The following is a 17,967-nucleotide window of genomic DNA, read 5'->3' as shown; positions in this document are numbered from 1 at the left end:
GCTCCCCATATCAAAAAAACAGTACAGTCGGGAAAAGGAAATGGGTTCCGGCGCTTATAATGGCCGCATATCCAACCCATTTACGATTGGAGGTCAGAAAGGTTTCGATTTTTTCTGTCTGCTCATCAATTACCGTAGATCGGGATTTATAAAATTCAAATAAAAGCGAAAAACCGGCAACTAATCCCGCCGCCGCAGGCAGAATATCCCCAATGACTGGAATGTCTCCCCGGATTACCGAGAGTATTTTAAAGAACCCTACGACCATGGTAAGCACCCCTAAAACAAGCCGGAAGGTTTCATCGAGAACATAAGAACGGATACCATCTAAAATAGAGGATTTGGCTTCAGAGTCGGTTATAAGTGCATAGCCAGCCAGCGCATTGCATAGAATCGACAAAAAATAAAACTGTAACATGCTTAAGACCTCGCCTCTTGATTCCGATTTTACAATACTGAATATCCTATTTTGGGTCAATGGAGCCAGATGGATACTACTTTACTGAAAGGACAAAACGACTGAGAGATTCGTTTAATCTAAGTAAAACGACTATTTTTTCCGCTTCCAAGGGTACAGAAAACCGAAATTCTTCATGTGGTTTTAGTCCGATAAAAAAGGACTGTGTGTATACCTGGACCTGTTCTGGGTTAGTTGATTTAGTAGAGGGAGATACGGCCACATCCATGGGTCCAGAGTAGGCATCATCGCTGCGGGCTTCTTTTTTAATGGCGATATAGGTTGCTCCCTGAAACCTGAAAGCCTCCAGTGAAAACACATTACCCAGGACTGTTTGGTTAGTTTCACGATGCAAGAGAAAGGACATTACCATGGCGGTGGCGCTGAGCATGAGAATAGCAAGGAAGAGAAATGCCAGAGATTTTGTGGCTAATAAAGAACCAAACAAGCTCCTTCGCCGGCCAAAGGATCCGGAATAAAGCATTTTGACCCTTTCAGGGGCTGACGCGATACGACGATCCCGGGAATAATAAAAGGCCAGTTCTTCGTTGTTTCGCCCTTTTTTTTCACCTTCCATATTTGCTCCGTTTTATTGCAACCAAAGTTCACCTGCCAAGTTTCCAACTATTTCAGCCAAAGAGCCAGGATCGGTAAAGCCATGCTGTCGACAGAGCAGATGCCCTGCTTTTACCAGCAATACCGCAGCCCATCGGGCACAGAGGACGGGATCGATATGGCCGGTGTTCCGTTTCATACGGGCCATAAGAGCCCCGATGATGCCGGAGAGCAGGTCTCCGCTGCCGCCCATGGCAAGAACCGGTTCCAGCCCATCCACTATATAACAAGTGCCGTCGGGGGCAACAATGTGAATCACATGGCCTTTCAGCAGCATGACCGCGTTGGTATTTTGCGAAGCCAGACGCAGCAGCGGAACTGGATCTACGCTTAGTGTTTCTATGACTGTATCAGTGGCACCCTGAATTGGCTCTTGTGATGAAGCATTGAGATTGATGAGCATCCGCGCAAATTCAGCCGGATGGGGAGTAAAGACGGTGGGACCTCTAAAGGTTTTCCGGGAAGCATGGATGAGAGCCTCCGCATCGATGACGAGTCCGACAGCCTTCTGGTTTTGGCTTTCATAGATAGCATCTAATCGGGTTTGCAGATCTTCGTTCCAGGATAGGCCGGGACCGATAACCACCGCATCGGGACTGAGGGGGGATCTGGAACCGGATTGGACCTGTTCCTTTAACCATGTAGGACAGGTAAGCAGTATTCCTCCTGCGTGGGACAGGAGGTGCTCTGCAAGCCTGTCATCGGTAACCAGCTGAACAAGCCCTGCCCCGCCTGATTGGGCGCCCCGCGCAGCAAGCAAAGCAGCCCCGCTCGTACCGGGTGCGCCTGCAAAAACCTGCACTACCCCTCGGCGGTGCTTATAGGCATAAGGAGGTACCACAAAGGGGGCTATCGCGGCCTTATCCAGAGAGATCTGTGTATAAGACACGAGCTTATATTGTCCGTCTTTTTCTAAAAGCTGTTGAGGGAATATGCCCTGTACGGGAACAATTCTGCCTGCAAAAAGCCGCGCTGCAGGCTTATAAAGACACACCTTAACCGGTTCTACTGCAAGACACAGGTCTGCATGAACGAGAGGAGTCCTCTTATCCCATAGATCAGAAAGACCTGAAGGTACATCTATCGCAACAATCCGCTGAGCATCTTTTTTTGTTCTATTCTCATTGATAAAGAAAATAAGTTCAGCAACAGACCCTTTTGGCGGGCCCTGCAGTCCCGTACCGCTCAGCGCATCTATTACTATGTCGGCCTTAGAAAAAAGCTTTTCCCGTTCGGTAGTTGCTAGATCCTGCCATGCAACGACCGTCAGGCCCATAGTGAGGAGAGCCCGCAAAGCCTGGGTCTGCGGATTAACTGGTTCTGACTCAGTCGTTGCACTGCTTGGTTTCTTTGAAAGCACCACCGTACATTGGTCCGGTCTACAGAAGCCCTTAAGTATAAGGGTTTTTAGTAACACCATGCCGTCGGCGCCGTTATTACCCGAGCCTGCTGCAAGAAGAATAAAAAGATTTTTTATGTTAAAACCATGAAAACGGCGGAAAGAGCGCACAAGCGCATAAGCGCATTCCCTGCCAGCGGCTTCTACCAATGCAGAGGAAGCGAGGCCCCAGTCCTGCATAGCAATTTCATCAATGTGACGAGCCGCATGGTTATCCGCAAGGATCATTTCCGCACATCTCCGGTAAATTTCTCTGTTCTCCACCACACAATTTTTGCCTCATAGTCGGTGGCAAGCAGGGCAGATAAAATACCTTCTTCCGAAAGGTAAAAAGTATTAAAGGCTAGTTCATCCTGTTCGACCCGGATAAAACCACGCTTTTGGTCTTTGGATTCTAGATCCAGTACCAAAATGTGGTAGCCTCCCGTGTCAGGAATAGAAAGAAATATCTTGCCGCCCCTGCTTACCCCCAATACAGAATAAACAAGTTCTACCTTTTCTTTTATATTCTGCTGGGCCTGATCAAAGGGAGGAATTTCTACATTATTTTGATACGTTCCATCTTCAACATTCATAACCCAAAGTATGGAACGGTCAAATACGATACCCGATTTAGTTTTTGTAGATTCGTCGTAACTGTCTTTATAATAATCCACCTTAATGATAAGCCGCCGGCCATCTGGGGCTGCATTTATAGAATCCAGAGAGGGATACAGGCTTTCCCCTTTAGGTAGGGGCAAGTCCTCGTTCCGTATGAGGACCACATAGAGCACGGTGCCATTTGAGTCGAACCAATAAACATTCCATCCGGTAGGGAGACGACAAACAACCGCAAGTTCATCATGAACCGACGTATAAATATTGGTTATGTAGGGGAAGGGAGTACCGCCGATGCCTTCCTGTCCTAAATATTCTATAAAATTTCCTTCGTTATCAAAATGGAGCACCGTTGAATCAAAGAGAACCCGTTTTTCATTGTCATAGGTCCTGCGATCCGGGGGCAATCGGTCTTCGACATACAGGTGTTTTCGTGAGTCTACGACCAAATTACCATTTTGAATCAGCGGATAAGAAATCGCTTTTCGGGTTACAACCTCCGAACTTTGGTCCCCCTTTTTAAGGGTAAAGGGCGGGGGATTGGTTTCCGGATTGTAAATCATAGATAAGAGGTCCCCATAGGATGTAAATTTGGTAACCTTTTGTCCCTTACTGTCAGATATATAGAAAATACCATCTCTCATGGCGATATTGGTTTTAATCATAGCCGGTGACTGGTCCAGGCCGAACAGGTCTATCTGGTTTTCGAGCCGGCCGATATCCAGTCTAAAGAGATTTTGCCGGTCTACAGATTGGATTTCCGCATTGGAACAGGAAAAAAAGACTAAAAAACTACAAAAGGCAACAGTGACAAATCTAATCATGATAAATTCACGATAGACGCCTGCGAGACGCTTGTCAACCGTCGTTTATAGCGGTACATTCAAAACTATGTTGGACAATTTAGTTAAGGCCCTTTTTGGGTCGCAGCACGAACGGGACCTCAAGGCCCTTTTGCCTATTCTGCACGCAGTAAATGAAAAAGAAGCTTGGGCGGCTTCCCTCCCGCCGGAAGAATTCAAACGCATGACCGACCGGTTCCGGGAACGGTATCGTAATGGAGAAAGTCTGGATTCCATGTTGCCCGAAGCCTTTGCGTTAGCCCGTGAGGCAGCCCGAAGAAACTTGGGTGAACGGCCCTACGATGTACAGGTGCTGGGTTCTATCGTCCTGCATCAGGGCAAAATTGTAGAAATGAAAACCGGCGAAGGTAAAACCCTCATGAGCGTCGCCGCTACATACCTGAATGCCATAACCGGCAAGGGAGTTCATGTAGTTACCGTTAACGACTACCTTGCAAGCCGCGATGCCGCCTGGATGAGCCCGGTCTTTAACTATCTCGGAATGACCGTTGGTACGATCCTTTCCGACATGGATAATGATCGCCGTAGAGAAAACTATGCGTGCGACATTACCTATGGTACCAACAACGAATTCGGCTTTGACTATCTACGGGATAATATGCGCTGGGACCTGGAAGGACGGGTACAACGAGGACACCACTTCTGTGTGGTTGATGAAATCGACTCCATATTGATTGATGAAGCCCGAACCCCCCTCATTATTTCTGGTGCCGCAGAAGATGACACCTTTAAATTTTTCGAAGTCGACAAGCTGCTGGATACCCTGGAAGAGGTAAAAAAGAAAGAAGATGGAGAATATCCTGATGAAGCCCAGGGTGAAGAAGTCATTGGGGACTATAAAATAAATGAGAAAAATAAAAATATCTCATTTACCAATGCGGGGATGAATAAAATAGAAAAGCTTCTCCAAAAACGTGGTCTCATTAAAGGTTCACTATTTGATGAAGAAAATTTCGAATACATTCACTATTTTACTCAGGCGCTGCGGGCCCATAAGCTCTTTCATATTGATGTGGATTATGTCGTTCAGGATGGCCAAGTCCAGATTGTCGATGAATTTACCGGCCGCATTCTCCATGGCCGCCGTTATTCAGACGGACTGCACCAGGCGATTGAGGCTAAAGAACGGATAAAAATAGCCCAAAGGAACCGCACCCTCGCCACCATCACCTTTCAAAACTACTTTAGGTTGTATGAAAAAATATCCGGTATGACTGGCACCGCCGATACTGAAGCGGTAGAGTTTAATAAAATATACAACCTGGATGTGGTTGTTATTCCCACCAACTTACCTGTCGCCCGTATCGATGAAGACGATGTGGTATATCTCAACGAGAAAGAAAAATTCGACGCCCTCTGCGATGAAATTGAAGCGGCTCATAAAAAAGGACAGCCCGTTCTGGTGGGTACGGTATCTATCGAAAAATCTGAAAAGGTCTCTGGCCTGCTTACCCGCCGCGGTATTCGCCACGAAGTACTGAATGCGAAAAATCATGCCAGGGAAGCGGTCATTATTGCAGAAGCTGGTGCCAAGGGAGCAGTCACTATCGCAACCAATATGGCTGGCCGCGGTACGGACATTAAGCTGGGCGGAAACCCGGAACACCGGGCTCGAAAACGAGCCGGAACCGGAGCAAGTCCCGAACAATATGCTAAGATTTATAAAGAAGAATACGAAAAATGGAAGGCCGATTATGAAGAGGTAAAGAACCTCGGGGGCCTCTACGTTATCGGTACTGAACGTCATGAAAGCCGCCGTATCGATAACCAGCTCAGGGGCCGTTCGGGACGGCAGGGCGACCCGGGCCGTTCAAAGTTCTTTATCTCCATGGACGATGACCTCATGAGGCTTTTCGGCGGTTCCAATATAAAGAACCTCATGTCCAAAATCGGCATGGAACCAGGTGAGCCTATTTATCATCCCTGGCTCAATAAGAGTATTGAACGGGCTCAGAAAAAGGTAGAAGAGCGGAACTTTGAAATTCGTAAACACCTGTTGGAATATGACGATGTACTTAACCAGCAGCGTAAATTTATATATGAACAGCGGGATGCAATTCTTGCGGACCAGCATCTGGTTGAACGGGTCCATAATGCTACCAACGATATGGTCCGAGCAGCCCTGGAAGAGTACCGCAGCACGTTCCGGCGGGATCCATCTGCCGCGGTAAAAGAACTTCTTGAATATCTTAAAAATAAATTTGGCTATCAAATTCATCTTGATGCATCTTCAACGGAGGCACAGCGGCCCGAAGAACTTGAACAGCGTATCATTGAAGAGCTAAAGCAGGATATTGAGGCCAAAGAATCACTGGTGGGCAGCGAAAACCTGAACACCTTTATCAGGATGCAGTATCTCCAGGCGATTGACCGCAAATGGTTGGATCATCTTGAAAGCATGGAAGCCCTTCGCGAGGCTGTTTACCTGAGAAGTTACGGACAGAAAAATCCCCTCACCGAGTATAAGATTGAAGGCTTCCAGATTTTTGAAAAAATGATCGACGATATCCGCGAAGAAATAGCCAGCCGAGTTCATTTGGTCAGAGTACAAAGCGCAGACAATCGGGAAGTACGTGTTCGGCCAGTTGCGACGATTCAATCGGCAAGCCATGGCAGTGTAGGATCTTTTGCAGGAGCCGCAGCTGCGAGCAGCAGTTCCTCCTCTTCCGGCGCGGCTCCCATTTCGAGCGCCTCCAGGCCTGCAGGTCCGTCGAGCCGTTCAGAACCGGAATCGGTAACAGTGGTCCGATCTTACCCCAAGGTTGGACGAAACGATCCCTGCCCCTGCGGCAGCGGCAAAAAATACAAGTACTGTCACGGAAAATAAGAGTACTATAAAAGCAAGATTAACCATTAATAAAAGGCGGGGCCAATTGCCGACCCCGCCTTTTTTAACTCAGGGAGTCTTAAAAGCTGCTCAGCCTTCTTGTTTCACAAAGGCATCTTTATAGCCAGATTTTTTAAAATAGGTTACCACAGCTCCGCTCTCACCATGATTTAAGGGCCCTATCATAAGACGATAAACTGGTTTATCAGCGGTCCCCGCAAGCTGTATAAGCAGGGGATACTTGCCGCTTATTTTTTTAATCTGTAACTCCACAGAATCGGCATGAGTAAAGGATCCAAGCTGTACATAGTATTTTCCCTTTTCAAGACTGGTAACCAGGGGCACACTAAATGTTACGATTCCTAGCTCGGGCTTTTTTTCTGGCTGCACTGTTGGTACTGTGACGATTGGTTTTTCCTGTACCATGGGCAGGGTTACGGCAGGTTTTTCCTGGATAGGAGATACCGTCACCGGTGGTATATCCTGCACAAGCGGCTCTGTGACATCCGGTTTTTCCGGCACTACCGGTGCTGTGACAGCAGGCTTCTCCGGCACCATCGGCGCTGGTTCAGAATCTACCAATTTTGGAGCTGCCTCCGGAATAGGGCCAACCAGCACAGGAGCTTGAGATTTCAATACACTGTCCGGTACAGCCTCAGGGACTGCCGGTTTTTCAATTGGCGCAGCTGCAACAGGTGGCCGTTCCTCCGCAGGCTCAAGAACCAGTTCTACCGGTCCTTCAGGTATCGTGTCTTCAATAGCTGGTGTTGTAGCTTCTGGGCTTACCGGACCGGCATTTGGAGCCTCTGATGCTTCAGAACGCTCATCAATTGCGGATGTTATAGTTGCTTCTGCTAATGTTTGGGCTTCTGTATCTTCAGGAGTAGTCTGGGACACAGTCTCCGGAATTTCTGGGGTCTCTTTCGATACGATTTCCGAAACCGGTTCTACTAGAGCATCGCCATTAGTACTACTTGGTGTTGTATCTAAAACGGCAATTTCTGGCTGCGCTGCAACTTGGCTTTCTGGCTTTTCAGTCTCCATATTTTGAGATTGCGGAACCGTATCTGCAAGTTCCTGTATTGTATCGTTTTGTGGTTCTGCAATCTCGAGAGCTGTTTGAGACAGGGGTTCAGAAGTCGCAGGGGTTGGTTCCTGGGCTACCCTGTTAGGCATGACCGCAGCTGCATCTGGAGCGGCAGTTACTGCAGCCGTTGATGCATCCGAATTCTCGCTTTTTGTCTCAGGTTTTGAATCTTCGACCAAAGAGAGGGCCGCCACAGGATCCCGATCAGGGTCTCCCCTTCTATTAAGTTCCTCAGTATATCGCGAAAATGCTATAGGGTCCGCAGGCATATTAACCCTAATTCGTCCTACCATGCCCTTATCAATACCAAGCACCATAGCGGCTTCCCGAGAAAGTATACCTAAAAGGCCAGGAGTATCTATACCGCTCACGACCACAGCACGGAGTGTTTTGCCGTTTTCCAGATTCATGACATCAACCATGGTATTTCTGGGGAATGAATTCGTAGCGATATAATAGCCCTTCTCTGGTAATTCTCCGCCAGAAGCCATCGCGGCGGCTCCTTCCCAAATAGAGGCAGCCATCAGATTAACGCAGGAAATGAGAATGAATACTATCGTCATCAATTTTTTCATATTCTACCTGCCTTTTGTATAACTTACTGTTTTGCGAACAGCCGTCGGGTCTGTTCTTTTGCCTGCTGCATATCCTCTTCTAAGTTCTTTGACAAAGAAGGCAAATTATATTCTATCTGCTTAAGCAGTTTTCCCGAGACAACAGAGTATCGATAAAACTTAGCAGCCGCAGGGGCTGCTCGCTCCTTTTTTTGGGTATTTGGAAGAGCAAAATACACGAGTTCAACCACTAATATAGAACTAGCACCGCCTTCTTGTGCTTTCTGTAGTGTTTTTTGAAGCTCAAAAGAGGAAGCGTTCTGGATAGGAGTGTTACTCACTATGGCTCCCATATCAAAGAGAGCATCCAAAACCCCCGATTCCCACGCTGATGAGGATTCAAAATTGTATAGGGCAGCATCGGGCGTTTTTTCTAGAACGGATACAAAAATAGTTTCTGCCTCCATATAAAGGCCTAACCCTATGGCTAATAAAAACAATATAAAGGCACGTTTCATCTACCTATACTCCGTTTTCAATATCGGAACAATTTTTGTAATACTGAGCCAATTTCTAAAATCGGTTGTGAGTTCCTTTCCGTTGCTCAAGAACGGAGTCTGTGCTATGGTATTACAAGCCTATGGAATACTATGCGATTCAAGTTAAAACTGGTTCGGAAGAAAAATATATACATCTTTTTACCTCAAAGCATCCTGGATCCCCGATTACCCTTCACTTTCTCCAGCGGCGCATGGCAATCCGGAGAAACGGTAAGGTACTGCAGGAACTGGCCCCCATTTTTCCCGGCTATCTTTTCGCCGAACTCGAGGGTCCAATTCCAAACACCCTGTACTGGGCCCTGCGAAAAACCGACGGTTTTTTCAGATTTCTAAAATCAAACCAGGATGTACACCCCCTTTCCGGACATGATTTAGAAATCGTTACCCATTTTATTAAATCCGGTTCTATCGCAGAAAAATCCAAGGTTTATTTTGATGAACAGGATCGCATCGTTGTGCAAGAAGGGCCGCTAAAAGGACTGGAGGGATCTATTATAAAGGTCGATAAAAGAAAAGGGAGGGCGAAAATACGGCTCGATCTGGACAACGCACCCTTTACCATCGACCTGGCTTTTGAAGTTATCAGCAGGGTCTAAAAATCGATCGGCCGCTTTCGCATAAATCGAATGACATCTTACAAATCTGCCCGTTTGTACATTATCGGCGCCGGTTTTGCCGGACAAACCCTGGCTAAGGAAATAAAGTCCAAAGGGATTTTTGGTGAAGTTGTCGCCTTCCTTGATGATGATCCTGAAAAAATTGGCCGCAGTATTGAAGGGGTTCCCGTATTGGGTCCCATTAGAGATGTGGCTCGGCTTTTGCGCATGAATCCCGCCGACGAAGCTATCATAGCCATTCCCAGCGCAAGCCGGGAGTATTTGCGGGAACTGTACCAGATTTTAAAAAAGGCTGGATTCGAAAAAATCCGCATACTCCCCGGCATTTCCCAAATTATCGAAGGGGATGCCCACCTGATTCAAACCCGTTCTATCGATCCCCAGGATCTTCTAGGAAGAACCCCTGTCGCCATTGGCCTCAAAGAAAGCCTAGCATATCTCCGGGGCAAGCGTGTGCTAGTAACTGGAGCCGGCGGTTCGATCGGTAGCGAACTATGTAGACAGCTTTTGTCAGGAGGCGCCCAACGGCTTTACCTTCTAGGACACGGGGAAAATTCAATTTATCAAATTGATAAGGAACTCAGGATACTGCAGGAAGAAGGGGTTGGCGAAAAGGCAACGATTGTTCCCATTATTGGGGATCTCAAAGATAAAGCCTATGTGGATTACATACTTGGAAAATTAAAAGTTGATGTCATTTTTCATGCTGCGGCTTACAAACACGTTCCTATGATGGAAGAAAACCCGGTAGCAGCCATAGAAAACAACGTGTTTGGCACAGAAAACCTTATAAAAGCAGCTAGAAAATATGGGGTCAAACGTTTTGTGCTTATTTCGACCGACAAAGCAGTAGAACCCGTATCAGTTTACGGGGCATCAAAATTTCTCTGCGAACAGCTGGTCCTCTCCGCTTCAGCCTCAGGAGCTTCCCAGTTTATGGTGGTTCGTTTTGGCAATGTGCTTGGCTCCCGAGGCTCTATTATGCCCTTATTCCAAAAACAGATTGAAAAGGGCGGTCCTGTTACAGTAACCCATCCAGAGGCGCGCCGCTGGTTTATGACAATTCCAGAAGCCTGTTCATTGGTTCTTAAGGCAGGAGGGGTCGGCGAAAATGGCAGGCTCTACCTTCTTGATATGGGAGAACCAGTAAAAATCCGGGAACTGGCAGAACAGATGATCCGGTTTTATGGTTTTGAACCGGACAAGGAAATTAAGATTGAATATATAGGGCTCAGACCTGGTGAACGGATTGATGAACGGCTCTGGAGCCAGGATGAAATTCCGGTAGAAACCGAGTATCCGCGAATTCGCCGGGTGGAGCGGAAGGAAGCGCCGCTCGTAAACCCACACCAACTTCTCGAAGGGCTCCGTCCTATTTGCCGTTTTGATCCTGCTAAAGCAGAACAGTATCGGGACAAGGTACTCCTGAGACGGCTCTTGCATGAGTTCATTCCGACGGTTATCATTCCTGAACATGAGCAAAACCATTGATCCCATACCCTTTGCCCGCCCCTTTATCGGTGCGGAAGAAGAAGAAGCTGTTCTTAGAGTACTCCGATCGGGCTGGCTGACCACGGGAACAGAGGCGCTTTCATTCGAAAAAGAATTTGCTGCTTTCCTTTCTCGTGAAAGACAGGATGAAATTCATGCCCTGGCGGTCAATTCTGCTACAAGCGGTTTGCATCTTGCCCTTGAGGCCTGCGGAGTGGGCCCCGGTGATATTGTGGTGACATCCACATATACGTTTACTGCCACCGCCGAAGTGGTCCGGTATCTGGGCGCCCATGTGGTGTTCGTTGATGTAAAAGTCGGCACCTATCTCATGGATCCTGATAGTTTGGAACGAACGCTAGAGCGGCTTTCCCAGGGGCTGCCAGCTTATAGCCCCCGACAAAGCGGCCGAGATCCGGCGATGGGCTATGGTCCAACAGGGAAAGTCAAAGCTATTATCCCGGTTCATGTGGCAGGCCTTGCCTGTGATATGGATAGAATAGTGAGCCTTGCACATAAATACGGTGCTCAGGTTATCGAAGACGCGGCGCATTCATTTCCTTCTCGTCTTGCTGATGGCCGTTGGGTCGGACTGCTTGGAGACATAGGTGTCTTTTCGTTTTATGCCACAAAAACAATCACGACCGGTGAAGGCGGTATGGTGGTAACTCACAATAAAGATGTGGCAAATCATATTTCGGTTATGCGATCCCATGGAATCGACAGATCTATTTGGAATCGTTATACAGACACTAAGGCCAGCTGGAAATATGCTGTTGTGGCTCCGGGATACAAATACAATATGCCGGATGTACTTGCTGCAATCGGGCGAATCCAACTTGGAAGAGCTTTCGATCTCCTCGAAATGCGCCGGCACATTGCTGAACGGTATAACCAGGGATTCAGTAGTGTGCCTGAATTGATAGTTCCCCCTTCAGGAATAGAAAATGCTTGGCACCTCTATCCCCTGAGACTCGCTGATTTTTCAGATTCGGCTGCGCGGGATCGATTCATAGAACTACTGCAAAACCAGGGTATTGGGGTTTCAGTCCATTTTATACCACTCCATACTATGCCCTATTACGCAGACCTTTATCATTTTTCCGAATCAGATTTTCCAAATGCAATGGATACCTTCATACGTACCGTTTCACTTCCAATCTGGCCAGGCATGACTGAAGAACAAATAGATCGGGTTATCGAAACGGTCATGAAAACGATTGGGCAACTTAAAGGATAACTTGATGGCACAGTCACGGGCTGCTGGAATATTAGAAGACATATTATTGCAAGGCATGCTGTACGGTACGATATTAAGATCGCCTGTAGCCGCAGGCTCCCTTGTAAAAATAAACACGCCAAAACTTACCAGTTCCTATACCCTTATTACAGCCCGTGATATTCCCGGCAATAATCGCCTCGAAGGTCTTTCTGATCCGGTTCCGATACTCGCAGCATCAGAAGTTCGCTATATTGGCGAACCGGTGGCACTCCTGATTGGACCTGACCGAAACAAACTCGAAGATTTGGCAGCCTCAAGCGAAATCGTCGTAGAAGAAACCAATGGCCGTTTTGAGTGCGAAACCTTTGATTCTGATCGGATTTTAGCAAAAAAAAACATTCAAAATAAAGAAATCGACGGGCTTTTTAAGCGGAATAAAAACATACTTGAAGGGACCTACAGAACCGGTATCCAGGAACACTGGTATCCCGAATGTCATGGAGCAGTTGCAAGCTATAGTTATGATAAAATGTTGATACGAACCGCAACCCAGTGGCCTTTTCAGGTTCGTAAATCTGTAGCATCGGTTCTTGCCGTTTCTGTAGAGGATATACTCGTAGAACCCTTAGAACTGGGAATACATTTGGATGGGAAAATATGGTACCCCTCCCTCCTGGCATGTCTTGCAGGACTTGCCACATACATCTGCAAAAAACCGGTTAAAATGATGTTGAACCGGTTGGAGGATTTCCAGTTCAGTCCCAAACGGCCTGCCTCACATTTTTTTTTAAGAAGCCTTACTAACGATGAAGGAACCCTTCTCGCGCTGGAAAGCAGACCAATTGTAAATATGGGAGCCGCTGGGCCCTTTGCGGAAGAATTTATAACCCGTTTGAGTCTTGGATCCGCCGGCGCGTATCGCTGTACCCATACCAGAGTCGAAGGCTATGCCGTTTCGAGCAACATTCCTCCCGCCGGCCCCTTTGCTGGTTTCGGTTTTTCACAAGCAAGTTTTGCAATAGAAAACCACATCTGGACTCTGACAGACCAATTGCATGAAAACCCGCTTGCCTGGAGAAAACGGAATGCGCTCTGTAAGGGTGACAGCCTTATAACTGGCACTTTAATTCGCGACACGGTTCCTTCAGAGGCGCTGCTTGATACGGTTGCAGCCATGAGCGATTTTCATCGTAAATGGGCATCCTATGAAATGATCAGCAGGTATCATCGAAGTCTAGCCCGTTTCCCCACAGACAAAGTTTTAAGGGGTATAGGGGTAAGTCTGGGCTACCAAGGTAATGGACTCCTTTTTGAAGGAGCTGATACTGGAACCTATGGAATAGAAGCAACTCTTGAAAAAGATGGTTCTTTACTCATTAAAAGCAGTGCCATTGTTTCCAGTCCTGAAACCTGGTCTATTTGGGCAACAATTGCAAGTGATATCCTTGGCATCGAGACTTCTCAGATCTCCTTTGCGCCAGTAAGAACCGATATGGTGCCTGATTTTGGGCCCTCTTCGCTTTCCCGAAATACCACTATCATGACTAAATTGATACAGCGGGCTTGTGAAGCAATTCGCCGGCAGCGTTTCCGGGATCCCTTGCCTATAACGGTAAAGCGCCAATTTCGACCTACCAAGGCTATGAAAGATGGACTACCCTTCAGTATGCTCAGCTGGGGGGCCGCGGTGGTCGAGGTTGAGATTGAACCCATCACGTTACAGCCCATAACACGCGGAATATGGCTTATCATTGACGGCGGGAAAATTCTGTCGGAAGATGCGGCTAGAAGATCTCTCAATACATCGAGCATTCATGCCCTGCAGTGGGTATCCGGTAATAGGCTTCAATATGTAGATGGAAAAATCCCATCAAAAACGATGGAATATTATTCAATTATGATGCAAAACACTCCTCCTCCGGTGTATCTTGAATTTTTATGGAATAACAATGAACAACCTAAGGGAATCGGAGAATTGCCTTATACGCTGATTCCTGGGTCCTTTGCCCAGGCGGTTGCCCAGGCAATCGGAAAACCGATACGAAACATGCCGGTATTGCCTCAGGATATTGAGCAGGCTCTGGTATGTACAGAGGGAGCTCTATGACTATTCCGTTTATTTTGAATGGAGAAGATGTAGTCGCTCAGTGTTCTGTTGATAAACGTCTCGTTGATATATTAAGGGATAATTTTAAACTCACCGGAACCAGGGCTGACTGCCGCAGCGGTTTCTGTGGAGCCTGTTCTGTGATTTTTAATGGCAGACTTGTTCCATCTTGCATGATACCTGCATTCAGGGTTAAGGACGGCGAAGTGATTACCATCGAAGGTTTTATGCAAACTATAGAATATCAGGATATCCTTTCTGGTTTTAGCCAATCCAATTTTAATCCCTGCGTATTCTGCCAAACCCCGGTTATTTTAGGGACCGAGGCCCTGCTTTCCCACAACTTGCGTCCTGAACAACAGGAGATTTTATCAGCTTTTATCGACGTACAATGCCGCTGTATCGATCCAAATCTTTTAATCCAGGCGGTTAAAACAGTTTCAGAAATCCGGCAAAGAAGGCTCTATGGAAGATCTTAATAACATACCCCATAACCAGGTATTTAACCCCTATAACCTTTCAGAACTTTTTACATTCTGGAATCGTTTTCCTGATTCAGTTCTTTTTGCCGGAGGCACCGATTTACTGAGAGGGCAAACCGGCAGGATATTCAATATGCCTAAAAATCTTATTTCACTGGATAAGGTAGAAGAATTAAAAAAATACAGCAGAACAGAACGGCATCTTGAGCTCGGGGCTGCCCTTTGTCTTTCTGATATCATCCGGCTGGGGAAAATAGTTCCAGAGGCCCTGGTCACTATTATCAACGCTATAGGGAATCCGAGGATCCGTAATCTTGCTACAATCGGTGGAGCTATCATGAGCACCCACCGATATTCGGATCTCCATGCGGTTTTAATTGCATTGGATGCAACCTATGAACTCAAGTCCGCTGCTAGTTCGCGATGGATCTCAGCCAGCAAATTTATTACCGCCGGGGCGGATCTTTTGCAGGAAGAAAAAGCTCTTATTAGCCGAATCAGAATCCCCCTTACAAGCTGGAGCTATATTTTTCATAAAAAGATAGGAGACCTTCACCGTGATGATCCAGAGGGCGGGACCTTTTTAATTCTTTGTAATGTCATGAAAAATACAATTACAGAGATACACCTCATTTTTGTAGGTTCTGTGATTGTACGGTTTAAGGATGTCGAAACAAATCTTGTAGGCCAGAACATACCTCTTGGAAATAAAAATATGGAAACCATACTGGCCAATTGTTCAGCATTATTAGAAGAAAAACTGAGCAATCACCATTTTTTACAGAAAAGCCTGTACCGTTGCATCGAGACTGCTCTCACTTTTTGAATGCTGTAGCGCTTGAAATAGTCTTTGAACCGTGATATGTTGTTCAAAACTTGAACATTTGGATACTGGAATTGGAGCGTGTTTCGGCCGCACATACTATCCGTGTCCTGCTTTTACCCCTCATTGTGTACAGCCATAACGGCGTTGTGCTTCGTTTCTATATCATCCTATGAATGTTGAAATAACAGACCCAGAACTCGCAATTCTTGAAACCATTTATGATTCTAGCCGGCAGTCAGGAACCGTAAAACAGCGGGATCTTGCCCATAGTACGGGTACATCCCTTGGCATGACCAATGCAATACTTAAGCGTCTTACCCTTAAGGGCTGGATTACGATTAAAAAAATCAATAGCCGGAACATTCAATATGCGATTACGCCCGATGGGATCAATGAAATAGCCCGACGCAGTTACCGGTACTTCAAGCGTACTATTAGAAACGTAGCTATGTACCGGGATAGTATTGATGCAGAAATTAACAGGGCAAAAATTCGTGGCTGCACTACGGTAGTTTTGATTGGTGTTAGCGATTTAGATTTTATTGTCGAACACAGTTGCATACGTCATGGTCTTACTTATTTAAAGGTGGTTGATCTAGAAACGGCAACACCACTCTTTTCAAAAGATTATTTTTTTATTTTTTCTGAAAGTTTTGAAGATGTCCATCTAATTAAAAAACCTCATCATTTGTATTTGATATCCCTTCTGGCAGGCTCCGGAGAAATACATGGTTCGTGATGTGCTTCACTCCTTTACTTTTAAGGGGAAAACAAGTTCGGTGCTCATAAGCCAAAGTATCCCAGAGATGGAACGGCTGAGCGCTGGTTATTCCCTGTCCCAGAGTCTTGTTGTGTGTGATACAAACACTAAGACGATAGCATCATCAATTCCTGGTATAAATCATGCTCGTCTTTGCGTTATCCGGAGCGGCGAGGATGCTAAAAATTGGCAATCGGTGGAACAGATATTAAGAGCCGCTGCCGAAGCTGGTATTGGCCGAGACGGTCTATTTATCGGTATTGGCGGCGGTGTTGTTACTGATCTTACCGCTTTTGCGGCGGCTATTTACATGCGGGGCATTGTGGTGCGCCTTGTATCTACCACAGTTCTTGGCATGGTGGACGCTTCGGTGGGCGGCAAAACCGGCTTTGACTTTCTTGGCATTAAAAACCTCGTCGGAGCCTTTCATCCGGCGGATGAAATTTTTATGCCCCTTTCGGTTTTAGAAACCCTGCCTGCTTCCGAATGGAAATCGGGCTTCGCAGAAATTCTTAAGACTGGTATTTTAGCGGATCCTGCTATTATCGATATTTTGCAGCAGTATCCTATCAATTTTGATGATCCAGATTTTCTTTCGTATACATCAAAACAAGAATGGCTTTCTGATCTGATTCACCGCTGTGTTGCCGCAAAGGGGAAAATTGTAGAATCCGATCCCGAAGAAACGGGGACGGAACGAGCGCTGCTCAACCTGGGACACACCTACGGACATGCTTTGGAAGCGGTCGCAGGACTTGGAACGGTGAGCCACGGAGAAGCGGTGGCTTGGGGGATCGGAAGGGCATGTGAACTCGGCGAATTACTCGGCATTACCCCAAAAGAAAGGAAAACCCGTATTCTTACTTTACTTGAAAAGCTGGGTTATTGTATTGCTTCCCGCTATCCTCTTTCTTTCTGGGACCCTGAAAAAATCATTCAAGCCATGTATTCAGACAAGAAAAAGCAGCAGGGAAAGCTCCGATTTATCATCCCCGCCGCCGAAGGTGCGGTAATTAAAACTATTGATAAAAGCGATATAGACCTTGTACTTAAGACTCTGGGATAAAATAAAAATAAATAAAAAAGGATAGGTATTATGAAAAACACAAAAAATAACAAACACGTCTTTTATCCGGGCATTATCATTTTATTTTCATTGATTGTTCTTATCCAAATGCCCGCAGCAGCACAGAGTACTGACAGTCCCTATTATATCCATACCATTACTTTTAATATTCAAGGAATCACCCAACCCTTTGCACTGCGGAATGCTGCAGGTCTTAAAGAGGGAGAAGCCTTTTCCAGCAAGAACGACCTTGACAATTATATAAAAGATAGAACTCAGCTTCTGCTGAATAATCGGGTTTTAGAAGACGCTCAGTTGGAATATACCCTGGGGGAACCTGACACAGACGGCCGTATTCCGGTGTATCTTGCTGTTAGAACTACCGACACATGGAACATTATAGCCCTTCCCTATTTTAAGTATGATTCAAGCAAGGG

The 17,967-nt window shown here is 46.4% G+C and carries 16 protein-coding genes; 10 read left to right on the top strand and 6 right to left on the bottom strand.

Annotation, left to right across the window (positions count from 1 at the left end; all coding sequences use genetic code 11):
* Positions 1–10: 10 nt before the first annotated feature.
* The 4 genes from Q7P68_RS02910 to Q7P68_RS02895 all read right to left on the bottom strand — a co-directional run bounded on the left by Q7P68_RS02910 (position 11) and on the right by Q7P68_RS02895 (position 3,892).
* Positions 11–418 (bottom strand): hypothetical protein, encoded by a 408-nt coding sequence (locus Q7P68_RS02910; protein ID WP_304222577.1) that lies wholly within the window; start codon positions 416–418, stop codon positions 11–13.
* A 76-nt stretch (positions 419–494) separates the two neighbouring features.
* Entirely contained in the window at positions 495–1,034 is a 540-nt protein-coding gene (locus Q7P68_RS02905) for a hypothetical protein (RefSeq protein WP_304222574.1), read from the bottom strand.
* Between the two features lie 12 nt (positions 1,035–1,046).
* Entirely contained in the window at positions 1,047–2,738 is a 1,692-nt protein-coding gene (locus Q7P68_RS02900) for a bifunctional ADP-dependent NAD(P)H-hydrate dehydratase/NAD(P)H-hydrate epimerase (RefSeq protein ID WP_304222571.1), read from the bottom strand.
* A complete protein-coding gene (locus tag Q7P68_RS02895) occupies positions 2,696–3,892 on the bottom strand; it encodes an LIC_12708 family protein (RefSeq protein WP_304222568.1) in 1,197 nt (398 codons plus the stop codon). Before Q7P68_RS02895 ends, Q7P68_RS02900 begins: the two co-directional genes overlap by 43 nt.
* Before the next feature lie 67 nt (positions 3,893–3,959).
* On the opposite strand from Q7P68_RS02895, the gene secA reads away from it, so the two are divergent.
* On the top strand, positions 3,960–6,758 hold the full coding sequence (gene secA / locus Q7P68_RS02890) for a preprotein translocase subunit SecA (RefSeq protein ID WP_304222565.1): 2,799 nt from the start codon (positions 3,960–3,962) through the stop codon (positions 6,756–6,758).
* A gap of 90 nt (positions 6,759–6,848) precedes the next feature.
* On the opposite strand, the gene Q7P68_RS02885 is transcribed toward secA, so the two are convergent.
* Positions 6,849–8,420: an SPOR domain-containing protein gene (locus Q7P68_RS02885; protein WP_304222562.1), complete on the bottom strand. Its 1,572-nt coding sequence runs from the start codon at positions 8,418–8,420 to the stop codon at positions 6,849–6,851.
* A gap of 23 nt (positions 8,421–8,443) precedes the next feature.
* Entirely contained in the window at positions 8,444–8,917 is a 474-nt protein-coding gene (locus tag Q7P68_RS02880) for a hypothetical protein (RefSeq protein WP_304222559.1), read from the bottom strand.
* 122 nt (positions 8,918–9,039) lie between these two features.
* Between Q7P68_RS02880 and loaP the strand changes: the two genes are divergently transcribed.
* The 9 genes from loaP to Q7P68_RS02835 form a co-directional block, all read left to right on the top strand.
* Complete coding sequence (loaP, locus tag Q7P68_RS02875; RefSeq protein WP_304222556.1) at positions 9,040–9,555, top strand: antiterminator LoaP; 516 nt, start codon at positions 9,040–9,042, stop codon at positions 9,553–9,555.
* Positions 9,556–9,585: 30 nt separating this feature from the next.
* Positions 9,586–11,067 carry a polysaccharide biosynthesis protein gene (locus tag Q7P68_RS02870; protein ID WP_304222553.1) on the top strand — a complete coding sequence of 494 codons (1,482 nt, stop codon included), beginning with the start codon at positions 9,586–9,588 and terminating at the stop codon, positions 11,065–11,067.
* A complete protein-coding gene (locus Q7P68_RS02865; protein ID WP_304222550.1) occupies positions 11,051–12,307 on the top strand; it encodes a DegT/DnrJ/EryC1/StrS family aminotransferase in 1,257 nt (418 codons plus the stop codon). Before Q7P68_RS02870 ends, Q7P68_RS02865 begins: the two co-directional genes overlap by 17 nt.
* Before the next feature lie 4 nt (positions 12,308–12,311).
* On the top strand, positions 12,312–14,396 hold the full coding sequence (locus Q7P68_RS02860; protein WP_304222547.1) for a xanthine dehydrogenase family protein molybdopterin-binding subunit: 2,085 nt from the start codon (positions 12,312–12,314) through the stop codon (positions 14,394–14,396).
* A complete protein-coding gene (locus tag Q7P68_RS02855) occupies positions 14,393–14,875 on the top strand; it encodes a (2Fe-2S)-binding protein (protein ID WP_304222544.1) in 483 nt (160 codons plus the stop codon). The genes Q7P68_RS02860 and Q7P68_RS02855 overlap by 4 nt, the downstream gene beginning before the upstream one ends.
* Positions 14,862–15,704: an FAD binding domain-containing protein gene (locus Q7P68_RS02850; RefSeq protein ID WP_304222542.1), complete on the top strand. Its 843-nt coding sequence runs from the start codon at positions 14,862–14,864 to the stop codon at positions 15,702–15,704. Before Q7P68_RS02855 ends, Q7P68_RS02850 begins: the two co-directional genes overlap by 14 nt.
* A gap of 169 nt (positions 15,705–15,873) precedes the next feature.
* Positions 15,874–16,443, top strand: coding sequence for a winged helix-turn-helix transcriptional regulator (locus tag Q7P68_RS02845; protein WP_304222539.1), 570 nt, complete (start codon positions 15,874–15,876; stop codon positions 16,441–16,443).
* Positions 16,433–17,530 carry a 3-dehydroquinate synthase gene (locus tag Q7P68_RS02840; RefSeq protein WP_304222536.1) on the top strand — a complete coding sequence of 366 codons (1,098 nt, stop codon included), beginning with the start codon at positions 16,433–16,435 and terminating at the stop codon, positions 17,528–17,530. Before Q7P68_RS02845 ends, Q7P68_RS02840 begins: the two co-directional genes overlap by 11 nt.
* A 30-nt stretch (positions 17,531–17,560) precedes the next feature.
* The coding region (locus tag Q7P68_RS02835) for a hypothetical protein (RefSeq protein WP_304222533.1) at positions 17,561–17,967 on the top strand (407 nt) is incomplete at its 3' end.

This window comes from Gracilinema caldarium (assembly GCF_029265695.1).
In the GTDB taxonomy this organism is placed as follows: Bacteria; Spirochaetota; Spirochaetia; order Treponematales; family Breznakiellaceae; genus Gracilinema; species Gracilinema caldarium_A.
This window is presented reverse-complemented; position numbering and strand designations above follow the sequence as displayed.